Here is a 23,093-nt window from a genome sequence, read left to right as displayed (position 1 = left end):
CATCATAGCTGGAATTATTAGCGCATCGAAGCGATATCTTTGTGAAGTACGATGTATGGCTCGAGATTATACGGATCACGAAGCGTACCGATGAATATTGTCCGATGGTAGGGTGGAAGCCAGGAGCTGTATCGAATCTCAGGAAGCCGCGAGGGCTGGAAGCAGGACGGAATCGAAGTCATAATAAAGACGCGAGGGCTAATGGCCGGAGTGAAGTAGGCAAACCAGTAGGAACAATCGCTGGGAAGCTTGATTATAGAAATAGCAGATTCATCATTTGCCATGCGGCCGGCAGCTTCCAATTCGGTCCATCCATCGAAGTCAGCTCCCGCCTGAATGGACGTGGACGGAACTCCTGTCGCCATCACTTCTTTGGCAGCTAGGACGCGGGCCCTGTAAAGAGAGAACTCGTCATGCGTCATCGCAACGATGACTAGGCAATAAACAGCCAACAAGCTTTTGGTGAATGACGGAATGCTCAAAGATGCATCCTGCATCAGCCTGAGAATAAGTATCTGAGCCAACGCCAGGATTGTGATCAGGTATTTGTCCTGAATAACAAGCGAAAACGATCGAGGTATTAAAAAGAAAATATTGGCAAGAAGTAGAGGCGCTAGAAGTCCTACAACCGCATGCCAAGAATCCGGATCGACTTCACCTTGATCGAACTCGCGAATAGTTCTGGAGACGGCGATATGAATATGCCACTTAGTGCACAGATAGAGGATGAAGATGAAAGTCGTGGCAATTGTCGCGGCTGAGAGCACGATCGAGATCCAGGTGCTTATGAAGACCGGGTCGCCCAGCATCATCTGCGTAGGGTTGGTCGCAATATTGCCAAATCCCAGTGAAGAGATGATAGTTCGACTAAAAGGCATCAACCAGCTACGAATCGCGTCCGAATGAGAATACGCGGCGAACGTAAATGCTACGAGAGCCGCGAGAAATATAGTGCCAGAGGAAAGGACCAGCTTCGAGGAACGGCGCAGCGCCGCGTACAGCCAAATGGCTTCGACAGGGATTAGAAGGAACTGAAATGTAAGCGTGGCTCTACTAAATTGCGCGAGCATGTGGCCGACGCCATGAGGCGTGATGTTAGAGTCGAAGATCCTCTCAGGTACCGCTCCGGCAGTATGATTGAACCAATGAATCATTGCGGCGACGCAAACGATGGCGAAAGCAGTGGAAAGCGTGCCGGCGATGATCACACCGGCTCTACGACGCAAGAGCCACGTTGTTGTGGGTACGAGAACGAGGCACCCGAGCCAAGCGATTTGTCGAACAGATCCTCCAAGAACATTGGTAGCTGACGCCGCACATATCCACAGAATCGAACCGGCAGCGGTGCGGCTGCGAAAGGCCTTCTGACACATCAAAAGGCAGAGGAGAATGGCCAGTAACCCAGGAATATCCGACATTGCGATGGATTCCAGGGGAAAACAAACAGGGGAAAGGAAGAGTGCGATCGTCGAAAAAACTGCGAACGATGCCTTGAGCCCGCTGTTACGCGCAACGGCATAATAAATCCAGACGCAACAGAAAGTGACAGGAAACATATAAAGACGGGCTGCGCTGAATGAAAAACCGAACAATTTAATGCCAAGGGCCCCTAGCGGAATCTGCCAGCCGAGCATGGCGGTGCTCCAATTGTTGTAGACGAAGTGGCCTGTTCCGGCAAAAATCTGTGCAGTCTTTATATATGACCAGTCGTCTACGCAGCCCATCTCGAAAAAAGGGCGTGCGACAAGATTGCAAAGAAAAACAAACAAAGAACAGCAGAATCCGATGTACAAGCGATCCGCAGTCCGGAAACGATTGATGCGATCATTCATAGGTAATGCTCCATGCAGCGAATCCACTCATTCACTCAACTTCGGCGAGACCGCCGATGTAGAAGTAGTGGAGGTTATGGTTCGCAGTACTGTGAATCGTCTGATGACTCGAGGTCAGATAATCGGCAGGGGCAATGCCTAAACAAACTGAATTGTTCCAGTCATTATAAAGCAGCTAGCCATTTTGTTTAGCAGGACTTCAATTGGACACCGCACAAGGCTTGTGTTTGTCGAAAATTCACCGCTCGAGATCAACATCGTGGCAAACATCTGCGAGCGTTTGAATTGCGCCCGCCGGGGTTGCAAATCGATGCGCTTCCCCGCCTACTCGATTGGAAAGGTCAGCAGGCTTAGATAGCCTAATTTCGACTGACGCATCCTTGGGATTGAAACTGCAAGCCGTCAGCCGCTCGGCAACGGACAGAGATGCAAGTAAAGCCCCCACGTCCAAAAATGACAGTCCAGAAGCCTATTTTGTCAAGGTCTACTCACACCGCTACTCATCATCGACAATTCTGTGCCGCGAGGTCTGCGTTTCTACTTCGCGTTCAGAAACTCTGAATAAATTCGCACTGGGGACTACTCTCTCGAAAGGCGGCGTTGTTTCAGATCTAAAACACGCGTATAGCACACCAAGTAGAAGATGCCACCCAGCAGTAGCATCACCGGGAGAGGTCTTAGGAGAAGTATTGTTTCCAAGCGACCCATCGGTGCTACACGGCTCGCCGCATAGGTATTTACCATGTGAGAGTAGGTGTGACTTGTCCCTATGATGGTTGCAACCGAAAGCAAGAACGCAAGCACTCCCCCGATACCACCCTCGGAAAGCAACAGTGCGGTTGCTGGAAATGCGAGCAAAAGCAGTCTCGTATCGTACTGCCGGTGATAAATAGGTAAGAAGCCTAGATAAACGCCCGCTGCGATTCCGAACAGGTCTTTCTTAATCGATGAGGGTGCCCACAGCGACACGAAGCACCAGATCAAGATGAGACCGCCTGTGACGACAAACGAAACTGGGTTATACAAAGCGCGGTTGTCTCGGATAACACTGATGGCCGCTTGCAGATCAGTAATCGCTGAAGCCTCATCGTTGGCGGGTCCGGGATCGCTGGCATTTCCATGTGCTGCAATGCCGATTAAATTCTCTCGCAGCTCTTTCGGCCAGTTCGTCATCTGCGGCGTTAACCATGCCCAAGTCATGCCAGCCGAGCACATGATTAATGTGACAATCAGGACTTGAGCCATTCGCCGACGTGCCATGCCTCCATTCAAAAAGAAATACAACCAAATTAGGCCCCCCAGGTGCGGCTTCAGTGTGAGACTTAACGCGAAACAGACAACGTAAATCACTGGAAACTTCTTTTTGATCAAGCACCACACTGCAATCACACAGAATCCGATGGCCGGACCCGCCGGCTGCGCCAACATCATAAGTATCGTGCTGCTAGCCACGAACAACCCAAGCAAAAAGACCGCGATGCCCGTGGTGTCGACATTGCATAGGTCTACCACCAAAAGCGTGGCAACAACAAATAAGGCAGCGCTAACGCAAAGCCAGATAATCAGGGCAAATCCCCAAGGCATTGTCGCGAGGGGTAGAATCAAAAATAACGCCGAGGGAGGATAGTTTGCGTTGAACGGCCGGAAAGGTTTGATGTTTGACGCGTCGCCCCCGCTTTCGACGTAAGTCTTACGGATTTGATCTGAATTGTAGGCGTCGCAATGTTTTAGTAAGCATCGAGCACCACTGTACAGCGGCGTAAAGTCGAAGCCCTTAAGGGTGATCGACTCGTCGTGAAAACCCTTCACAACGAAAAAAACACAACAAAAAGCGCAAAAGACAAATGCTGCAACCTGCAACCTCGATCGAAGTTTGATGACACCCGCGACGCTTGCGTCGATCATCGGTCCCTCCTGGCCTAAGTGGATAAAGTAACCTAGCAAGATCTTGCACGCTGGCTCTTATCGATCAGCGAACCACTTGCCATAGAGTAGTTCTATCATTTGAAGCGTCACGGGACTCTGGGGCGGGGCGGACTGTCGATCTTTTGTATGGCGTAGATATCGTTTGGGTTGGGATCTGGGAGGAAGTCCCGCAGTTGGGAAAGGTCAATTGCTCTAAACCCTCATCGCACAGCGTTGATCCAATATTCGTACGCTTCTTGCTCATTGCAGAACCATTGGGAGGGTGATTTCACCATCCGGGTTTTGCTAGCAACCGCACCGCATGCGGCGCATTTGGCGATTTCGCTATATCGATCGGGAAAGAGCCACTTCAGAAAAGTAATCATGAGAGATTCGTAGCTAGCGCGTGAAAATTTTACACCATTCTGCAATCCAAAATACTCATTTCGGAACTATTGCGAAAGGTATTAGCAATTTGCTTTGGGATCAAAGGTCTGAAGGTTCAGTTCCGCTGGTCTTATGTGGACGATTTCGAACTTTTCCAAAGCTCAGAAGCACGCTTCGGCTCCCTTTTAGAAGTCTTTTCGGAGCTCCGCTCCGACCGTAGTTGACGAAAACTCCGTTTTTCATGAACTGCGATTAGTAGTCGACACATATTCACGCGTTATGTGGGAGTCGGCAACGCTGCGGGAGGAACAGCGCGGCAGATCGCATGGATGGCTCCGCTGATGATTGTACCTTCGTCGGCGTGGATGTTGCGACGACGGAAAGCCGCACTGGTAGCTTGCGTGGTTGGCGAACTTGTGGCGGCGGCGGTTGTGCTGGAGTGCATACGCTGGTTCAGGGCTCAGCCGTACAACGTTCCGTATCCCTTGATCCCCGTGACGGGGTCCTTCGGGAGACGGTGGGACACTTTTGGCGGCGTTTATATGCCTCACGTTCCTCTCGCCGCCTGGAGTGGTTGTATGCTTTGCGCGTGTTCGCGTGATTCCGGGGAGAACGCCGGCTGGGATGGCTGCGCTTGAGCGCGTGGCTCTGACCGTGAGCGTGTTTATTGCGTGGCACGACTTACTGAAAGTGATGGTGGCCTGGACCGCCGATGTAATTATGCGCATGGGATCTTTGATTACGCGAATACATGGTCAGTAGGAGTATCGCCAATGACGTTAATTTTGCAGAGCGCGTGGCCGTTTCGGCGGTGGTGTTCGCGGTGTTGATCGCGTTTCTGTATGGGACGTTGGGAGCCAGGGATCGCGAATTCAAGGGGATTGCGGAGTACGCTAGCCTGGTTTACTTACTCCATTCTCGGTTGCCTAACTAAGGTTCCTGGGTCCAGCTAAGACTTTTGCGGACATCATCGATCGCCATGTTGGCGATGAGAATTTGCTGTCGCCAAATGCGGGATCTCAAATGGGCCTGGGCGAGTTCGGAGCTGTCGGACAGATTTATGCAGTCGAAATCTGTCTTTCCTTGAAACCGCTATCTGTACCGCCAGGAAGCTCTGACAGTCGTCATCACCTCGAGTCCAAGGCCGCGATCGTCGCTAACGGCGTATCGAATCTATTGCGGCTTCAGCGCTTTGATCTGTACTTCGACCAGCGACATTCATGCTCGGATTGTCCACGTCGGGGACAACTTTAGGAACGGTTCGCAAGGGTATTAGGCTGGACGCGATTGGATACTAGAGCACTGTTTACGAGGGGAAACTAGGAGTCAGGTCGCTCTGCTCGGAGCTACTCTTATTTGCCGACTCCCTTTCATTAGGGATCATCTCTAACTCTTGATATCCTCGGAGGGTTCGGATAATAGAGCTCTTGATTGCTTCACGGGCTCTTCCTACCACCTATCGAATCGGCACCGCCAGACACTTTCGGGGATGAATGAAACTTCGTCGCATCACAACTCACGGAAACTGGATCCCCGAGATCGACGGCCTCCGTTTCGTCGCGATAACCGCCACTTTGCTCGTGCATATCCTCGGAGAGACCTACTTTCGCGGCGGCTACACATTTCGCGATCAGAATCGGGAGAACGTCCTGACGTTTGTTGATCACGGCGACCGCGGGGTGCTCCTCTTCTTCGCCATCAGCGGCTTCATTCTGGCTCAACCGTTTCTGCGACAACGTCTCCTTCACGGGCAGCCCGTCTCCATCAAGGCGTACTTGCGCCGTCGCCTCACCCGGCTCGAACCGCCCTACATCCTGTCTCTCCTGCTCTACTCCTCTGCCATCGCCATCAGCCAGCATCGTTTCTGGTCGCTCATCCCGCCTCTGCTGGCGCACATCGTCTACATGAGAAACTTTCTTCCTGTAGAGTTTCTCAACTTCGTCACATGGAGTCTGGAGGTCGAGGTGCAGTTTTATATCCTTGCACCGCTCCTCGGACTCCTCTACGCCATCCGTCCGACAACTGTTCGTCGCGGCGTCATGATCGTCATGATCTTTGCAAGCATCCTCATCCGCACCAATCTTCAAGGCAAAATCACCTGGAACCTTCCCGGCCAACTCCAGTTCTTTCTCGTCGGCTTTCTCTTGGCCGACCTCCGCGCCACTCGCACCGAATCCACCACCAGCCGCCGGTGGGATCTCGTCAGCGTCATCGCTTGGGTCGCGATCTTTGCCATGCCGGCAACCTATCTCGCCTACAGTCTGCCAATTCTCATTCTTCTGGCCTATCTAGCTGCCTTCAACGGTCCAGTCTCACGCCAAATTTTCCGTGTTCCCTGGATCGCCCTCACCGGTGGCATGTGCTACTCCTTTTACCTCATGCACATGCTGGTCATCTCCATTGCGTTCAAATTCACTCGACACTTCCTCATCCTGTCCAGTCTCCCTCTCAGCTTTCTCATTCAGGCCATCCTCCTCGGATCTTGTATCTATCTCTTCAGCACTGCCTACTTCGTCCTCATCGAGCGGCCTTGCATGGACCCCAAATGGCCCCACCAACTCGCCGCAAAGCTCTCTGGCATAAGCCGTCCGCGTCATCGAAACAAACGGCGAAAACCGTCAGATCTCATCTAACGCTTGGGGTGCTACTAGGTGGTTGCACTTGAATTAAATTGCGCTGCTCTCAGGAGCAACTTCATTGGTAGCTGATATTTCCCAGCAAAAGCCTCCAGTCCCTAACAGTCAGCCGCCAAGAACGAGACAGCAACCAAAGACTTACCGTTCATGGTCACAGGCACCAATTCCAACAATCGCTTCTTCCCGACTGTTAGGATGACAATGTCTCGTTCGTTCTCGTGCTCGCTAGGCAGTCCATCACCATTTGCAAGCTTCGCGAGCAGAGATGGACTCAACGCTTTGCAGCCGAGAATGCCGGCATAAGCAGCGAGTACCTCTCGAGAGTTCAAAACGGCCGTAAAGAGCCGTGCTCAGCAAATATCGCGAAGCTGGGTAGAGCGTTTGGAATTTAACCTCTTCAAACTCCCGCAGGACGTGGGCGGGCCCCAGTATTTCACATGACACCGAATGCTTCTGATCAAAAGCAATAGCAGGTCGATAAGACTTCTAGAGTTCGAGGAGGTCGAAATGACTGTTGCAATGATTGCTGCCTGCATAATAGTTTTTCTAGCATGGCCCTTGGGTCGGTGGCGGGCCAATCTATGGCTCAAAGCACTGCAGGCAAACAAAGAGAGTCGATTGCCAAATTGCGAGAATGACCGAACACTGCAGCAAGGTCTAACTGACCTCTAATTCCTGCGGATGCAACCGGTCATTGACGATACGTCACAGCGAGAGTCATCTATAGTTCATTTGAAGCCACGGCACGCCTGCGCTCGGCCGCGAGCGTAGGCAATGCCAAGAAACCGATTTGTTTGCATCAAGAATCGGGCACAGTTGCTCTTTTTCGATGACCCGTGACGGACGCCACTCGCCGATTGTTGGATAGGATGAACGCCGCCTTCCTCCGGTTTGTGTGAGAATGCTACGACGCTGATCGATTGCGTATTCTCAAGCTTGCGACCTCGCCAAGCTTTGTTTTCCTGCCAGTCAGGCATCATCTGATACCAATCTTCTAATGTAACTATCCCGAGATAACACTTTCGCTGTTTTCCAGCCTTGTGATAAATGTTTCGCCTCATATTTGGCTGAAGCTCTGCCGTCGTCAGTAATAGCCAGGCTTAGAGCTTTTTCAAGTTATTCAAAATTTTGATCGCCAGAATATATTGCCGTAATCGTGTGAAACCCGGCCGCTAAGTTTGCAGTTGAAATCGCTGCGCCTCCATCTCCGTTCACGATAACTGAACCGATGGTGTTCTCTCCGTCCATAAATAGAACGGTTCCAGTCGCACCCTTCGTTATCTGCGCCGTTATAGTGACCGTATATCCGAAGACAGACGGATTAATCGAGGACGTGAGGTTTATGACCGCCGTAGCTTTTGAGATAGTCTGCACAAGAGGTGTCGACGTCGTCATCGCATAGTTGGAATCTCCAACGTAAACGGCTGTGATGTAGTGAACTCCTACAGTGAGCCCCCTGGCGGTGATAGTTGCTGTTCCTCCAGAGATTCCCGACGTTCCGAGTACAGTTGTACCGTCTTTGAAGATTACTTGACCTGTCGGAGCAATTCCTCCCCCTCCCACGACAGTGGCACTGAGTGTGACCACAGTCCCGAAGGACGCTGGGTTCGGCGCAGAGAATAAAGATACCGTTGCGGTAGGTGACACTTCAACGAGAGGTACGGTCAAGGACTGGCTCGGAAAACGAATGTTATCTCCGAGATAATCGGCGAGAATCAGATTTGTACCCGGCTCAAGGCCCGCTATTCCGGTTACCGTAAAGCCTGCTATCTGCTGTCCAAGTTGCACGTTCAACTCTGCTGCATCGGTGTTGGCCAGGTCAGTCAGGCCATCTCCGTTGAAATCACCAACGACGAGGGATAGTCCATTGGAAAATTTCGTCGAATATGACTGCCGCGGCAAAAACGTGCCGTCCCCATTGCCAAGAAGGACTGATATGCTTGAATCAAATTGATTGCACACCGCAAGATCCGGATTGCCGTCACCGTTGAAGTCTCCTACGGCAACTGCATCTGGTGCCGCTCCAGTTGTTACAGGAACCTGATTCTGAAACCCACCAAGCCCATTTCCAATCAGTATTGAGACCGTGTTGCTAATTCTATTCGCCACCACCAGGTCAACTATGCCATCATTGTTGAGATCAGCCGTTGCGATAGAGACTGGATCCACTTCAGTGGCGAGGGTTGTCTGAGGTGCGAAGGTGCCGTCCCCATGACCAAACAGTATCGAAACGGTACCGTCGTCAGCATTCGCGACGGCTAAGTCGACGACTCCATCAGAATTGAAGTCACCCACCACCACAGACTGAGGGCTCCGCCCAGTGGGATAAGTTGACCCTCCTTGGAATGTACCATCGCCGTTGCCAAGCAATACGGTGACGTCGACGTCAGATGCGTTAGCGACCACAAGATCCGCGATTCCGTCGTTGTTAAAGTCACCAGTGGCAATCGATTCCGGACCGAGACCGACAGAATACACCACTTGGCTCTGAAAGCTTCCATCGCCATTTCCAAGAAATATCGAGACGCAGTTGGCGTTTGTGTCCGCGACTGCAAGGTCTGCACTACCATCTCCGTTAAAATCTCCTACCGTTATCGCTTCAGGCGTATGAGCTGTGGCCCAGATCGTCTGTTGCCGAAATGTTCCATCGCCATTTCCGAGCAGTACTGAGATAGTATTGTCATTTTGGTTGGCAACAACGAGGTCCGGTATACCGTCCCCATTGAAATCTCCTGTTACGACACCATTCGGTTGATGTCCCACACTGTAGGACACAGCACCTGATAGGCTGATCGTTGGATTTGACAGCATTGCCGCGCTAATTTCTGTGTTGCCAGCAGTAGTATTCAGCAGATCTACCGTACTATACATCGGCTCAATGCCATAGGAACTCACACTACCTGTGAGTGTGTAGCTGCCAGGCACACCACTGACAGTCAAAGATGTGCTACTCGGATAAACCACTTGCGCAGAAACGGACAACGTGACTGCAGCAGATGCGCTGCCCAGATTGGCCCTCGTTGCTTTGAAAATAGCCACTACATCATCATCTCCAACATTGAGCCTTGTTCGTAGAGTCGCGGTTCCACTACTCGTGAGATGAGAAGATCCATACATTCCCTCGCCTATCAGGCACGTAGGATTGAGTGATCTACAGAAATAGACCGTCCCTTGAGTTACGGGGGCAGTGTTCATTACAGTAGCGACAAAAGTGACAATGGTTCCCTCTGAGATATGATTACCCGGCGAAACGGCCAGATCAGTCGTAGTCGTAGTTGCTACAGTGGCAGCAAGAGCTTGTGCGGATATTGCGAGTAACACCACGAGAGATCTTAGATGTCGCGGGCAAGTCTGATGCATAGTCTTCATCCTTTTTTCCTCCTTTATCTCTGACCAGCTAGATATAATCTGGTCGCTCGTTGCGCAACGGAAGGGACTCCCCTCCGGCCCTCAGACATTTACGCCCGCGTACTAAAGTTCCTTCGATTACTCAAGACCAATTAAGCTTTTTCTTCCTTGGTCAGTCATGACTAAAGTCTAGGCAATTCTTATTGATCTACGTCAGTCACCACTTGTATCTGATAGGTCACCGCTTGGCTGTAGAGTCCCGACTGCGCAGTGACCACCATGGTCTGCGTTGCGCTGTTTATCGGAACGGAGATGACCGGGCCGCAACCCACGCAACACATAAGAGCCGCACTCCCCAAAACGAGGCAAACGCTTCGCAACTTCAATCGCCTCTTCCTGATCGCCATCGCGAGCAGACCAACAATCGGCCACCCGAACAACTCCGCCGAAGTCGACGTTGCCGCGGGAGTAAACGAAGCCTTCACTACCTGCTTCTTTCCATCTCCAGATAACGAAATTGAGGAGGGAGACAAATTGCAACTGTATGAAGAAACCTGACATGTGAGCTGGACCACGCCCACAAATCCCTGCGTAGGAATGACCTGCAGGTCATCCACGAAAGTCCGGGGTGCGTTAACCGTACCTGATGATTTCGTCTGGTTCAAAAGATAGGGCGGGAGAACGGAAACTCCAATAGGGGAGCTACAGCTCGATAAAAAGTTAGCTATCCCTCCGTAACAAGCGACGAGCTGATGGCTTCCAATAGAAGAAGAGCTTTGAGTAAGACTGGCGATCCCATTGTCAACGGGAGCACTACCAACTACTTCGGAGTTGTCGGTGACTGTCACATTTCCGTTCGGAATGATCATCCCGTTGCCAGATGTGATCATGATGCGAAGCGGCAGCGCGGTTGAAGCAAAAGACGGTCCCGCCGGCTGTGCCAGCACCGTGACAGTAGGCGCAGGCACGACGAGCTGAGTCATGCTCACCTTGGTGGACGCGTCCATTGACGACGCAGCTACTAGGACGGTCGCCACGATACAGCAGTTACGGAAAGTGGCAGTATTTATAGTATCGCGCATTAATTTCCTGACTGTGGTACGGATAAAGTGTCGATCTTAGTTGATGGCCAAACTAGCGAGACCTATTGTTTATATCGGCGCTAAAGCTCAGATATTTATTTAGGCAATCACGTTGGTTTCATAATTAAGTCGGGAACAAATAGTCGAAGATGATGATGCTGGATTCTTACGATCCAGTTTGTTCGGTAAAGCCTTGGCCACCTTAGGTCGATGAAGATCCCAGGGGGCGCCATGAAATCTTTGCTAGCGTTTCACTTGCCAATAGAACTTTGCGCATTGCTTGTCGCTCTCTTCATAGCCCACTGTTTTGCGATTTGGCTTATTGCGGGTTTTCTTTCTTTTGCGAAGCTCACTCCCGACGCAAAACGTCAATCAGCTAGTATGCGGCGGCGAGTGAAATGCTAGGCGTCATTTTGCGAGTGCCATATACCACCGCTTTATGCGTATCTGGTGTGAGAGCAGATCGCCTCCTTTTGACTGTGCAAACTTGGTGATGTATTTCAAGGTCGACCCTGACAGGTTCAGATCGAGTTCGGGCTAGCTGCTATGGGCTATTCGAGATGTCGGGAGTTGAAATCGAAATTATAAGTTCCGCCAACCGAAACCAGTCCTGGTGTAATTCGGCCAGAAGATGCCGCCGGACTATCCCAGGACTGGTACTGAATATCAACTCTCATAGCAATGCGATGGGTAAGGTAAAGATCACACCCTATGCCAGGAGAAAAAACTGCGGAATCTGAACGAATGTACTTGACGGTCCCGGCTACATAACCGCCGTCTAGGTAGCTTATTCGGCCACGACCAACCAGAAGATCGGCATAAGGTCGAAGCACGCTCTTTGGATACTCAAATTTTGGACCCACAAGAATGCTTTTTTGACCGATTACAGACCCGCTGTGGATTGGATAGGATCCGCGAACTTCGACTCCTGTATTCAAATAGCGGTACATCAGCAAAGTGAGATTGCCACCAGAGGTGATATCGAAGCTTTTTGCACCTTGGAAGCCAGAAGATGTTTCCGTGGCAATCAGAAAAGTGGAGAGTTGAAGACTTTGCGTTGCTGTTGGTACGCTTTGTGCTAATAACCCGAACGGGAAAAGAATAACGGCGAATGTCGCTCGTTGAACTATGCGTCGCGTGTCTGTCATTGTTACTCCGTTACGAAAGGAGATCGCATCTCCGATTCGGTTGGCCCCGAGAAGGCGTAGAACATTTCTGCGAATTATTCTGCAATCTCAGAGCCAAATATTGGAGGGTACAAATTAGAAGATGGTTATGACTCTCAGATGGGTCTTCAAGTGGTCGAAGCGCGCCATTGTTGTGCCCAAAGGATGGGAGCAGCGACTAGATCGACTATTGGCTGATCTTGAGCAATGACCCCGAGATTGCCAGCTTCTGGACGTCACAGATTCGAATAGAAGTCGCGCCTTCCGAGCGCATTCTCACAACCAACCAGATGAGAAAAGGCTTAGATAGGTCTCTTCGGGGGGCAGGTCCTAATTCAGCGGGAATCTGGACTAGCGATGCAAGCGGGGGATGTCGTCATTTGTCAGTTTACCTCCTAGACCAAGCGCGCGGACCATTCATAAGACCATTGCAATCGCATCCTGCGAAATCGGATCAAGGGTCGTTACCGTCTTCGAATTTGCCTCAAAAGCTCTCTGCGCAATAATCAGATTAGAAAACTCGGTCGCGATGTTGACGTTGGACTGCTCGAGCGTACTGCCATCCACAACGCCGCGACCACCAGTCCCGGCCACACCGGCAATTGCCTGCCCCGAGGACGCAGTCGTCCGGAAGTTATTCCCGCCTACCGATGCTATCCCTGCACGTTGGCCACAGTGTCTCCGACACTAACCGGCATTGAAAAGTGCCGGCTAGCTGTCATGGGTGGAATCAAATTTCCCGATGTGTCAAAGCTCAAGACCCGGTTATAGACTCTGATCCGGTTGCTTCGCCTGGCGGCAGCGCGATCAAGTAACTCCAGAGATTCGTAGCGGTCTTGTCATAAGTAATGGTTGCCTGATGGCTCTGCCCCAGCGAGTCATAAACCATAACGGGCGTTGTAAACGTTGTGCCAACAGCTGCTCCTGAGTCCAGGTTTACAGAAATGTTCTGTGTCGCCCGAGCCCCTTCAGTAGCACCTATCGGAAGCGTGATTGGCTGCGGAGTGGTATTTGTGTTGACCACACCGTCCGTCACAGGGTAACCCAGCACCAACTGCCCTTCTTGGGGGGTCAGGCTGCCGTTGTTGGTCACCGTGAGTTGCCCCCCTTGTTAAAGACTGTTGCCCGTCCTGTTCCACTAGGAAAAACCCACTTCCGTCCAGTGCCATATCGCTCGTGTTGCCGTTGGCGTCCGGAAGAAGCGTACCCTCGGTAAAGTCAGTGGCCGTCGAGGCGAGCTTCGTTCCCGATCCAACCTAAATGGGGTCGCCCGCGCCGGACTCCCCAAGTGTCTGATGAAACAGACTTCAAACGAGGTTATCTAGCCTTTGTAAGCCGTCGTATTAAGGTCCACTAAGTTGTTTCCAATCGTATTCCGCTCAATCGAAGCCGATTCCAATCCTGACAGCGCAATCGAGAAATTTCCCATTGTCTTTTCTTTCCAGATGCAGTTGTTCTGTGCCAGAAAATTTCGTCCATGATTGTAAGCACTCGCAAGTCCAGTTTTTCGGGGGACATGATTAGAAAGATCTCATAAGCCTCTAGACTCACAGCCGCAGCCCACACTCGACCGTTCGACGCTGCTGATTTTTCTTACCGTTGCGTTAGGTGGAACTGCCCTCCGATCCTACTTCTGGCTGAGATAGCAGCCTTCCACGACTTTCCACTCGCCGCTTCGGGCTGTCAGGATGTCGCGCTCGGAAGGCGGCCGGACCTCGGACGAATGAGCTTGCGCCTGCCGCCTGCGATCCTTTGCGCTCTGGATGCCGACCGCGTTGACGCAATTCACTCAAAGGTAATCATCATCGTGGATGGTGAAACATGAAATGCGCCCTATGGATGAGTTCCGCAAGAATGATCCAAAAAAGAACGGAAGCTAAACAGACATTGCGCAGTCCGATGAAAGCCTCAAAGCAATCTGTTTTCGTCCGGGCCGGCTTATTTTCGGTTTCTGAATACGGGAAATGGTCGACGTCACCGTCGATGATTACTTTTTGCATAGATCGAATGGTAAAGCGCATATCACTCGCCAACGTTGACAAAAACATGATGGTCGACGAGCGCATTCCCATTCTGGATCTAATTAAAGTTGTCGAAATGCTCTTGCCACGGCGAAGATCCGCGAACAGTCTCAAAGGCCTCTCGGATCACTTCATTTAAATCTTGGACGGAACATGAGCCCGACACGGAGGCGCGAATAGGGCCGACATTTAGATTGGATAAACGTTGAAATAGTGAGGCTGGCGGAAGCTGTTCCCTACTCTGAAATCGGAGATCTTCTAAGAAGGTTGCGATTTCATCAGCCTCATGCTGGGAACCAATCCCGACCTTCGCTTTCCACTGCCGCAGTATAAAGATCTGTAAAGTAAATGAACCAACCTCATGCCGTCGCACGACCACGACGAAAGGCACTCCGTGTGTCTGGAGTTCTGAGGTCGTGTATTCCAAAATCTGATAATCGCAGAGATTCATCTGGACTTTTCTGTTGACTTGGGTGCCAAGTCTTTTCTATGTCAGCGTGGACGAGCTCCGGCAAGTGAAGTAATCGGTCCGTTAGCTCGCTCAACAGTTCATTCAAATCGCCCGAATACCATTCGGATGCCATAGGAGCGGCTATCGAAGTAAGCACGTCTGGGATGATGGTTTGAAATCGTGAGATCCAAAACGCTACTTGTTCATCATGCCAAAGATCTGTATAGACTGCCAACTCCAAATGAAGAGCGGAACCAGGATTGCCTTGATCGCCTTGAAAGTTCCATTCCGGGCCGCCGAACATGTGGCCGTGGTCAATAAAGCAAACTTCCAGTTCGTTTGTCGAATTTCGCCGGAAGATAGCCTGACGGTTGTCTTGATGATTGGCCCAAACGTCGAGAAGATACATCCCCAAAAACGCCTCCCGATTCGTGATCGCGCCGACTCTCGACGGGCTTATGTATTCTGTCGGCCGGTCCGCGCCAGAGGTTTGGCCAACGAAAAGACTGCCAAAATGCATCCCCTTATTGGGGCGGCGAACCCCAGTAGGCAGCTCGAACCACAGGTCCGGATGACCGTCGATGAAGCTATCGGAGATCATTATCCCGCTGGCTTCCGCTACGGGGAGTCCTACGGCCTTTGCAACCAGGCTCCCCATGTGTTCATTGGCAAGGAGGTTGGGGCCGATGGGATTGTCCGTCAACTTTACAACATAGTGCCTGCCATCATTGACCCGAACCAAAATCGACTGCGAACCACCTTTCATCTTCCGTATGTATTTGTTGGCAGAGAGAATAGCATTGGAACAAGGATGAAGACTACCTTCAAAGGAACGAAACTCAACGAGACCCAAGTTTTCCTCCAGGGGAACCTTTGAAGCGTACAGGGTCTGTCCGCTTTTCAACACTACAACTTTTGTATAGCCCCTTTGAAGTAACTGTTGGCCCCGCGTGTGGTAACGGTTGGGGCAGAGGAGTGCCAAGACACCTATCTTGCCTGCGAAAGAGGCTACGGTGAACGCTGGCCTTACTGCCGCTACTGCTTTAGCAACTCAGTAGGGCGATCCAATGGCTCTTGGATCGCTGCACTGGCCTACCAAAAGGATGGGACTGCTTCCAATCCTTCGCTTTTTTTCGCCTAAAATCCGACCATCACTGGTGAACGATCCCCAACAACAAGTCACCGCGTCTACATGCATTTCATGTTGGTTGATGGAGGATGGTATTGCCAGTTCTTGGAGCCTGACCTGAAGACGGGTCTGCCTCGTAAGCTGAACTTCAAAGGCTCAGAAAAAGGTCGTAGAGATGTATGACCGATTCGGCTCAGAGAAGAGGCTAGAGGATCGTTCAGCATTGGAACATGGAATCACAATCGGTCGAGGATCGATCTGGCTGAGCCTCACACCTGAACAGTACGGTAAATTGAAAAAGTGAGGACGAATGGCAGAGAAGATTAAGTCTAAAAAGCAATACAAACCAATGGGTTTTGGAGACAGAGACGACCGTGGTTCAGTCGAGGCGCATCACGTTTTGGTCACGGTGCAGAGAAAGCTACCACGCTTCATCGAACTAGACGGCCTTCGCGGTATCGCCGCCGTCGTTGTCTTCGTCCATCACTTCTGCATCATGGTTGGGTGGTCAGCAACGCCGTGGGGTCGTTCCATACGGCTGTTCCTGCGGGTTACGGGCTACGGGCGTATGGCGTTGACATCTTCTTTGTGCTGTCCGGCTTCTTGATTACGTCTCTGCTGTTGATCGACCGGGGAAAAGCAAACTACTATCACAATTTCTACTGGAAACGAGCCCTTCGGATCCTGCCCGTCTATTTTGTGCATCTCGTTCTGACGCAGTGGGTTGTCGGGAATGCATGGGGGTACATCTGGTTGAGCCTAATCTTTCTTGTCAACTTCAGTTCGAGGTTCCACGTGGATTCAAAGGGCACAGCATGGACGCTTTCGATTGAGGAGCAGTTCTACTTGATTTGGCCGAACTTCGTGAACAGACTCCGCGTGACGTCGCTCTACTATCTCGCGTTTGGGCTTGTCTTTACGTCGGTGTTGCTGCGGATCATCATGCCGCTGGCTACCCATGCCATGGCAATCACGTACACGCCGTATCGCTTCGACGGACTCGGCCTCGGGGCAATCCTTGCGTTACAGTGGTTCAATCAGGAAGAGAGACCACGGCCTATCCAGACACTCTTGAATATCCTCAATTCCAAGGTGTTGTTCGTCCTTGCCATCGCGGGGACGGTAGCCATCGTTTGCCTGCCCGCCAGCTTATTGCTCACCGGGGCACTCCTCGGCAACATCAACTATTTGGCATACTGCCTTGTGCGGAGGATCGTCATGCAGCCGGAGCGGAAGCCGTCATGGTTGGCCGGCAGGATTCTGGTCTTTTTCGGCAGCATCTCCTACAGCTTCTACCTTTACCACCCCATCTTTCTCAACCTGATGGCACAACACTTTAGGCCGATTGATGCCACCAGACCGGGAGAGGCTTGGGCACTCTTCACCTTCTGCTTCGGCGGGACTCTCATCCTGAGCACGGTGTCCCTCTATGCCATGGAGTTGCCCATCCAGAGACTCCGGCGGTATGTTCTGAGGCCGTCTTGAAGATACTCGGCACTGGCGCATGACCCGAAACCAGAAGCTTCTCCTCGTGGCAATTGCTATTGCAGTGGTGCTCTTCTTTTGGTCGACCCTATAGTGCATAGCAAGCGTGGGGTTCGTGGTACTGTCTCCGTGTCAATAGGGGGACAGGGGCATGACCCAAGACGAAATGACAATCATTTCCGAGAGCACCTTCAACCCTCACATGCGCCGAACAATGGAGAGATTAGAGGAAAAGCTCCATCGTGGGGAAACAACCGTAACATTCGACACCCGCGAGGCCCTGCACATTTTTAGCAAAATGGTGGCCCTAGAGCAGGATCGCAGACACCTTCAAGAGATGCTGTACCGCACCTTCAAGGGATACAGCGGCCACTACAATTTGTCGGTCGATTCATCGGCAACGTTGATGCAGAAGGAGTCGGTGTTCTGTCGGTCGACAGCTTCGGCGATCGCTTCCGCATCCAGGAAGTCGTTCTTATTGGACTTCACAAACGGCTTCACGAACTGAGCCGGAATCAGCTTCACGTTGTGGCCTGGTTGTCTCAAAACCCGGCCGAGGAAGTGAGCCCCCGAACAGGCCTCCATCCCGATCAATGAAATCTGCATGTTCGCTGTAAAGGTGATGAGCTGCTTCTTGGTGAACTTCTTCCGAAACAGCACCTTGCCTGCTGCGCTTAGGCTACGAGGTGAAAGGTTGTCTTGCCAAGGTCAATGCCAACCGAACGAATCTGCATGTCGATGATCCTCCTAAAACCTGCCAACAAGATCAGCCATGGCAGATGTTCTCGAGAACGCAGAGAACGCGTTGACGCCGATGATGCGCAACCTGATAGGTATGCTGTGGGACGAGTGGAAGACCGTCGAACAGCAGATCGACGGGCTGACCGACAGACTCGAACAGATCGCCGCCAGCGATGCGGGTTGCTGCCGCATCCGCCAGATCCCAGGCATCGGACCTATCGTCGCGACGGCCATCGTTGCCGCCATCGGCAACGGCGCAGCGTTCCGCAAGGGACGAGACTTCGCAGCGTGGCTCGGCCTCGTTCCGCGACAGTACTCTACGGGCGGTAAGGCCAAGCTGCTGGGCATCAGCAAGCGCGGCAACATCTACCTGCGTAAGGTACTGATCCACGGCGCACGAGCCGCGGCCATGCGCATAAAACGAGATCGCTTCACGATTGGAGCCTGGATGAACGCACTGGAAGCCAGAGCGCCGCGCAACGTGCTGGTGGTCGCTATGGCGAATAAGCTCGCCCGCATCGCCTGGGCTGTGCTCTCCACCGGCGAAGACTACAGGCCCGCGGCGAGCGCAACAGCGGCATGAGATAGAGCGGAAAAGACGCCTGCGGCTTGGAAGCGCTTCACGCTCCCACTTTCCCGCTCTACGACGACGACTTTCCCACCAAGGTCTGCACAGGAACAGCAAAGACGAAAGAACAGTCACAACGGCGCATCTGCAACCTGATCCCGATAAGGGTCCTCAACGACCGACCGACTTGTAAGGACAGATGCGCAGCGGAACTCATCCTGGCCAGGAGCACGCGGCTCCATCAAAGGCCGAATACATTGCCGCAGACTTGTCTTCTCGACCAAACTAATCCTTGCAGTCACGCGGCGGACCATACATTGACAGGAGCATCGGCTCAGAATGACTCCGGTAATGTAATCAGGCCACTCGGTGACGTATGAATATTTCAAGACGCATTAGACGTTGGTTTTCTTTCCTTACACTTCGCCCAGAGTCGCTTTTCCCTATTACAAGCAAGGTGACGCCAGAAGCGAAAATCGTCGCGAGTATCGAATAAACGACAGACGAGCTATGCAAGGTGGGCACGGGAAAACTGAGAGTTCGCAGGCCGAGGTAATGCATCGACCAAATCCCTATTCCTATTCCGGACGCGCCGCCAAAAAGCCATACGAACCAACCCGTACCCTGCGCGAACTTCATTCTTTCGACCACTGCAAGGGTTGCGTATGTGGCGACTGTCACTATGAAGGACGACAGTATGACCAATCGATAATCGAAATCAACTAATGGAACTCGCATATATCTCTCATCATCGGCAAAGGAATGTATTCGCAATAGTTCAGAAGTGGCAGGAGGATCCCGAACCACTGAGGATTTACCGCTTGCCTCCAACTCGGAAACAATCCTACCGATGTGATTCTCGCAGAGCGGGGTTATGAGAAAACTTCGACTTTGAACTTGCCGAAGATGTGAGTTCTCAGGCGTGCAGAGGGTAATGCGCGGATAGAAGCTGCATGGAAAGTGCGTTGGGCTAGATCGAAAAGAGCAGACAGGAACGCAGATGTGAAGCCGGTTCCCGCTGAGAAGTAAAGACTTCAAAAGAGCCGGTCAGAACCCTCCGAGATCAAGGGGTAAGCGCCCGATCAATCACCATTCATCATCATGTTGTAGTAAGCGCAACAGATGGAGCGGCGGCCTCTCGCTCTCGTTCACACCCCGCATATTCACGTGGATCGCTAACATCACCAAGAACGAAGAGGTAAAGAAGAAAAACTCAGCGGATTTGTTTTGCCGGGGTAAGATGTCTCACTTTGAAAACCTTACAGGTTGAAACATAAGGGTTTATCGCTTATTATCAGGATCATAGGGTTCTACGCTCGGTGTTATCAGCCGGAACTGAAGGCGATGGCGTAGGGCCTAGCCGTGTATATCCGGCTGTGGCGCTAACGGTCAACGTTCCGCGTGTTCGATGTCGGAGGGGAAGAAGACTGTGGCGGGTCCAAAACCACAGTATCGTCTGTCAGTGAAAAGTCGTCACGTCCATGGAATGGATGGACTGTAGGACCGTGGAAGAGCCCGAGACGGGCCAGTGGGGTAAACTTTCGCGATCATCACGGACTATCCCAACACGAAGATGAGCGAGATTCACGACAGATAGGCCGTCATCCTTCATCCTTTTCGTCATCACAGTTCACGCGAGCGCGCAGCAGTTTACCTTTCAGCACTTCGATCAGAACGAAGGTCTCAAAAATCAAGACGTCTTCAAACGCATTCAGGGCAAGACAGGCTATCTATGGGCGGCAACGAGAACGGACTCTTTCGTTACGGCAATGCAGAGTTTCATCGGTTTGGTACAACTGACGGAATCCCCGAAAGCCTGGTCATCGACCTCTAACAGGACGACCCGGGCCGCGTATGGGCAGCGACCAACGATCACCTCTACTATCTTTCGGGCTCTCGCTTCGAAACCCTTCCCTTCACTCCGAGCGCACAGTTCACCCTCGGCAACATCTCGCCTCAATCGACTCGCGGCACATCCTCTTCCTCAACAAGGGCGCTCTTATGATCGCCCAACCGCCAACACTCCACTAGGCTGGACCATCTCTCCCTTTTTCGATCCTCAACAAATTGCCTCTCATCCCGAGCTGTCCCAGCTGCACAACGTCTTCGTCGACAACGACAGCACTCTCTGGCAAGGCTGCGGACAGCGGCTATGCCACACGAACGGAAGTCAGATCCAAGTGCTGGGCGAGCAACAAGGAATCGCCCCCGAGCAATGGCGAATCGTCTTCGCGACCGTCACAGTTGTTTCTAACGACGAAGCGCCCTTACTAAGGTGAATTCATCGCGCAAAGGAAAGCGCTGGGCTCTTCAGCGGCCAACCGTTACTCCTAAGGGTCTAAACGGAAGTTGTAGTGTTGAAAAGCGGACAGACCCTGTACGCTTCAAAAGTTCCCCCTGGAGGAAAAGTTGGGTCTCGTTGAGTTTTGTTCCTTTGAAGATAGTCTTCATCCTTGTTCCAATGCCATTCTCTCTGCCAACAAATACATACGGAAGATGAAAGGTGGTTCACAGTCGATTTTAGTTCGAGCCAATGATGGCCGGCACTACGTTGTAAAGTTGATGGACAATCCCGGAGGCCCGAATGTCCTTGCCAATGAATACATGGGTAGCCTCCTTGCAAAAGCTCTCGGACTCCCCGTAGCGGAAGGCAAGGGGATATGTCTGTCTGACAGCTTCATCGACGGTCATCCGGACCTGTGGTTTGAACTTCCGTCTGGAGTACGCCGTCCCAATCAAGGTATGCATTTTGGCAGTCTGTTCGTAGGCCAAACCTCTGGCGCGGACCGGCCAACGGAATATATTAGCCCGTCAAGAGTCAACATGATCACGAATCGGGAGGCGTTTTTGGGGATGTATCTTCTCGACGTTTGGGCCAATCATCAAGACAACCGTCAGGCTATCTTCCGGCGAAATTCGACAAACGAACTGGAGGTTTGCTTTATTGACCACGGCCACATGTTCGGCGGCCCGGAATGGAACTTTCAAGGCAATCCTGGTTCCGCTCTTCATTTGGAGTTGGCAGTCTATACAGATCTTTGGCATGATGAACAAGTAGCGTTTTGGATCTCACGATTTCAAACCATGATTCCGGAACTGCTCCCATCGGTTGTCGCACCTCTCGCATCCGAATGGTATTCGGGAAACTTGAGTGAACTACTTAGCAGTCTAACGGACCGATTACTTCGCTTGCCGGAGCTCGTCCAAGCAGGTGTAGAAAGGACTTGGCGCCCAAGTCAACAGAAAAGCACAGATGAATCTCTGCGACTATCAGATTTTGGAATACACGACCTCAGAACTCCAGATACACGGAGTGCCTTTCATCGTGGCCGTGCGACTGCATGAGCTTGGTTCTTACGCCTTGCAGATTTTTGTCCTGCGACAGTGGGAAGCGAAGACTGGAGTTGCCTCCCAACGGGAGGTTGATGAAATCGAAACCTTTTTAGAAGATCTTCGACTTCACAACAGCGAACAGAGGTCGATTGGAACTTTGTTTGAACGCTTAGCTAATCTGAATATTGGCCCCATCCGCGCCTTCGTGTCGGGATCTTGCTCGGAGCATGATCTAAATGAAGTGATCAAAGAGTTTTTTGATGTCGTTCGCGGATCTTCGTCTTGGCAAGAGCATTTCGACGAGCTTAACGATTTAGATAGAACCAATGGAGTTTCACGATAACTCCATTCGCCCCGACGCAATACGAATGAGTCCAGCAAAGCTGCGGTCGGCAATGTGTCCGCAGCAGTGGTACCTAATTGTGTGTAACGGTTGTCTGCGAACAGACGAACTGCGCCAGAATGAAGACAGTGTTGACGACAATGGCGAACTTCGTACTGAGCCGGGGGTGCTTACGCTCGAAGGGGTTCCGTATAAAGAATCGGTCAGTGCTCTGGTTACCTTCTGGTCGCAGTCGCGGGAAAAACTCCAAGATGAAATTAACGGATAGGCTTCGACCTCGAGATATACGGGCTATTTCCGCGTCCACGTCGACATAAGACTACAACGAGATTTCACCCATACCCCTAAGCTGTCTTACGTTTCGAGACAGTCTTGGCCGCAGGTTTGACCAGGCCGATTCCCTTTTTAGTCTCGTGCTTGGTGCTGGCCGCAGGCTTCTTCGTCGTCTTTCCCACTTGGACTTCGTCGCTTCCGATGCTCTTTCGGAGCGCGTCCATGAGGTTGGCGATGTTGCCTCGCGAAGGCTGCGCCCCTTCGTCCTTAGGCACTGGCAGATGCTTCAACTTAGTCTCCACCAACTTCTTCACCGCGACCTCGTAGCCGTACTCGAACTTAGAGAACAGGATGCGCGTCCAAGGAAGCATAAAGTAAGCTACGAAGTCGGCA

Annotated in this window: 17 protein-coding genes and 2 pseudogenes; 7 read left to right on the top strand and 12 right to left on the bottom strand. The window is 51.8% G+C overall.

Annotated features, from left to right (window positions below):
- Nucleotides 1–17: 17 nt before the first annotated feature.
- The 3 genes from RBB76_RS17010 to RBB76_RS17000 all read right to left on the bottom strand — a co-directional run bounded on the left by RBB76_RS17010 (nucleotide 18) and on the right by RBB76_RS17000 (nucleotide 4,569).
- Nucleotides 18–1,832, bottom strand: a complete 1,815-nt coding sequence (locus tag RBB76_RS17010; RefSeq protein WP_429634722.1) for a hypothetical protein — start codon at nucleotides 1,830–1,832, stop codon at nucleotides 18–20.
- A gap of 579 nt (nucleotides 1,833–2,411) precedes the next feature.
- Nucleotides 2,412–3,737, bottom strand: a complete 1,326-nt coding sequence (locus RBB76_RS17005; RefSeq protein WP_429634721.1) for a glycosyltransferase family 87 protein — start codon at nucleotides 3,735–3,737, stop codon at nucleotides 2,412–2,414.
- Between the two features lie 664 nt (nucleotides 3,738–4,401).
- Nucleotides 4,402–4,569 carry a hypothetical protein gene (locus RBB76_RS17000; protein ID WP_429634720.1) on the bottom strand — a complete coding sequence of 56 codons (168 nt, stop codon included), beginning with the start codon at nucleotides 4,567–4,569 and terminating at the stop codon, nucleotides 4,402–4,404.
- Nucleotides 4,570–4,652: 83 nt separating this feature from the next.
- On the opposite strand from RBB76_RS17000, the gene RBB76_RS16995 reads away from it, so the two are divergent.
- The 3 genes from RBB76_RS16995 to RBB76_RS16985 all read left to right on the top strand — a co-directional run bounded on the left by RBB76_RS16995 (nucleotide 4,653) and on the right by RBB76_RS16985 (nucleotide 7,152).
- The gene (locus RBB76_RS16995) at nucleotides 4,653–4,886 is read left to right on the top strand and encodes a hypothetical protein (protein WP_429634719.1); all 234 of its coding nucleotides are present in this window, start codon (nucleotides 4,653–4,655) and stop codon (nucleotides 4,884–4,886) included.
- Between the two features lie 731 nt (nucleotides 4,887–5,617).
- Nucleotides 5,618–6,757 carry an acyltransferase family protein gene (locus tag RBB76_RS16990; protein WP_429634718.1) on the top strand — a complete coding sequence of 380 codons (1,140 nt, stop codon included), beginning with the start codon at nucleotides 5,618–5,620 and terminating at the stop codon, nucleotides 6,755–6,757.
- A gap of 221 nt (nucleotides 6,758–6,978) precedes the next feature.
- Nucleotides 6,979–7,152 carry a helix-turn-helix domain-containing protein gene (locus RBB76_RS16985; RefSeq protein WP_429634717.1) on the top strand — a complete coding sequence of 58 codons (174 nt, stop codon included), beginning with the start codon at nucleotides 6,979–6,981 and terminating at the stop codon, nucleotides 7,150–7,152.
- Between the two features lie 724 nt (nucleotides 7,153–7,876).
- On the opposite strand, the gene RBB76_RS16980 is transcribed toward RBB76_RS16985, so the two are convergent.
- The 6 genes from RBB76_RS16980 to RBB76_RS16955 form a co-directional block, all read right to left on the bottom strand.
- Nucleotides 7,877–10,129, bottom strand: coding sequence for an FG-GAP-like repeat-containing protein (locus tag RBB76_RS16980; protein ID WP_429634716.1), 2,253 nt, complete (start codon nucleotides 10,127–10,129; stop codon nucleotides 7,877–7,879).
- A gap of 179 nt (nucleotides 10,130–10,308) precedes the next feature.
- The gene (locus RBB76_RS16975; protein WP_433963447.1) at nucleotides 10,309–11,115 is read right to left on the bottom strand and encodes an Ig-like domain-containing protein; all 807 of its coding nucleotides are present in this window, start codon (nucleotides 11,113–11,115) and stop codon (nucleotides 10,309–10,311) included.
- Nucleotides 11,116–11,741: 626 nt separating this feature from the next.
- Entirely contained in the window at nucleotides 11,742–12,338 is a 597-nt protein-coding gene (locus tag RBB76_RS16970; RefSeq protein WP_429634714.1) for a hypothetical protein, read from the bottom strand.
- A 435-nt stretch (nucleotides 12,339–12,773) separates the two neighbouring features.
- Nucleotides 12,774–12,959: a flagellar basal body rod C-terminal domain-containing protein gene (locus tag RBB76_RS16965; protein ID WP_429634739.1), complete on the bottom strand. Its 186-nt coding sequence runs from the start codon at nucleotides 12,957–12,959 to the stop codon at nucleotides 12,774–12,776.
- 151 nt (nucleotides 12,960–13,110) lie between these two features.
- Nucleotides 13,111–13,449, bottom strand: coding sequence for a flagellar basal body FlgE domain-containing protein (locus RBB76_RS16960; RefSeq protein WP_429634713.1), 339 nt, complete (start codon nucleotides 13,447–13,449; stop codon nucleotides 13,111–13,113).
- Between the two features lie 1,287 nt (nucleotides 13,450–14,736).
- Nucleotides 14,737–15,681: a HipA family kinase gene (locus RBB76_RS16955; protein ID WP_433963446.1), complete on the bottom strand. Its 945-nt coding sequence runs from the start codon at nucleotides 15,679–15,681 to the stop codon at nucleotides 14,737–14,739.
- Nucleotides 15,682–16,461: 780 nt separating this feature from the next.
- On the opposite strand from RBB76_RS16955, the gene RBB76_RS16950 reads away from it, so the two are divergent.
- Nucleotides 16,462–17,442, top strand: a complete 981-nt coding sequence (locus tag RBB76_RS16950) for an acyltransferase family protein (protein WP_429634943.1) — start codon at nucleotides 16,462–16,464, stop codon at nucleotides 17,440–17,442.
- 390 nt (nucleotides 17,443–17,832) lie between these two features.
- Here the strand turns inward: RBB76_RS16950 and RBB76_RS16945 are convergent.
- Nucleotides 17,833–18,176 (bottom strand): annotated as a pseudogene (locus RBB76_RS16945) (IS110 family transposase); the annotation flags it as partial.
- Nucleotides 18,177–18,205: 29 nt separating this feature from the next.
- On the opposite strand from RBB76_RS16945, the pseudogene RBB76_RS16940 reads away from it, so the two are divergent.
- A pseudogene (locus RBB76_RS16940) lies at nucleotides 18,206–18,766 on the top strand (IS110 family transposase); the annotation flags it as partial.
- Between the two features lie 342 nt (nucleotides 18,767–19,108).
- Here the strand turns inward: RBB76_RS16940 and RBB76_RS16935 are convergent.
- Nucleotides 19,109–19,390: an MHYT domain-containing protein gene (locus tag RBB76_RS16935; protein ID WP_433963576.1), complete on the bottom strand. Its 282-nt coding sequence runs from the start codon at nucleotides 19,388–19,390 to the stop codon at nucleotides 19,109–19,111.
- Nucleotides 19,391–21,160: 1,770 nt separating this feature from the next.
- Between RBB76_RS16935 and RBB76_RS16930 the strand changes: the two genes are divergently transcribed.
- Together RBB76_RS16930 and RBB76_RS16925 are read left to right on the top strand one after the other, a co-directional pair.
- Nucleotides 21,161–22,096, top strand: a complete 936-nt coding sequence (locus tag RBB76_RS16930; RefSeq protein WP_429634775.1) for a HipA family kinase — start codon at nucleotides 21,161–21,163, stop codon at nucleotides 22,094–22,096.
- Nucleotides 22,077–22,427 carry a hypothetical protein gene (locus RBB76_RS16925; protein WP_429634776.1) on the top strand — a complete coding sequence of 117 codons (351 nt, stop codon included), beginning with the start codon at nucleotides 22,077–22,079 and terminating at the stop codon, nucleotides 22,425–22,427. The genes RBB76_RS16930 and RBB76_RS16925 overlap by 20 nt, the downstream gene beginning before the upstream one ends.
- A 344-nt stretch (nucleotides 22,428–22,771) precedes the next feature.
- On the opposite strand, the gene RBB76_RS16920 is transcribed toward RBB76_RS16925, so the two are convergent.
- Nucleotides 22,772–23,071 carry a hypothetical protein gene (locus RBB76_RS16920; protein WP_429634777.1) on the bottom strand — a complete coding sequence of 100 codons (300 nt, stop codon included), beginning with the start codon at nucleotides 23,069–23,071 and terminating at the stop codon, nucleotides 22,772–22,774.
- Between the last annotated feature and the right edge of the window lie 22 nt (nucleotides 23,072–23,093).

Source organism: Tunturiibacter psychrotolerans (assembly GCF_051013365.1).
Classification (GTDB): domain Bacteria; phylum Acidobacteriota; class Terriglobia; order Terriglobales; family Acidobacteriaceae; genus Edaphobacter; species Edaphobacter psychrotolerans_A.
This window is presented reverse-complemented; position numbering and strand designations above follow the sequence as displayed.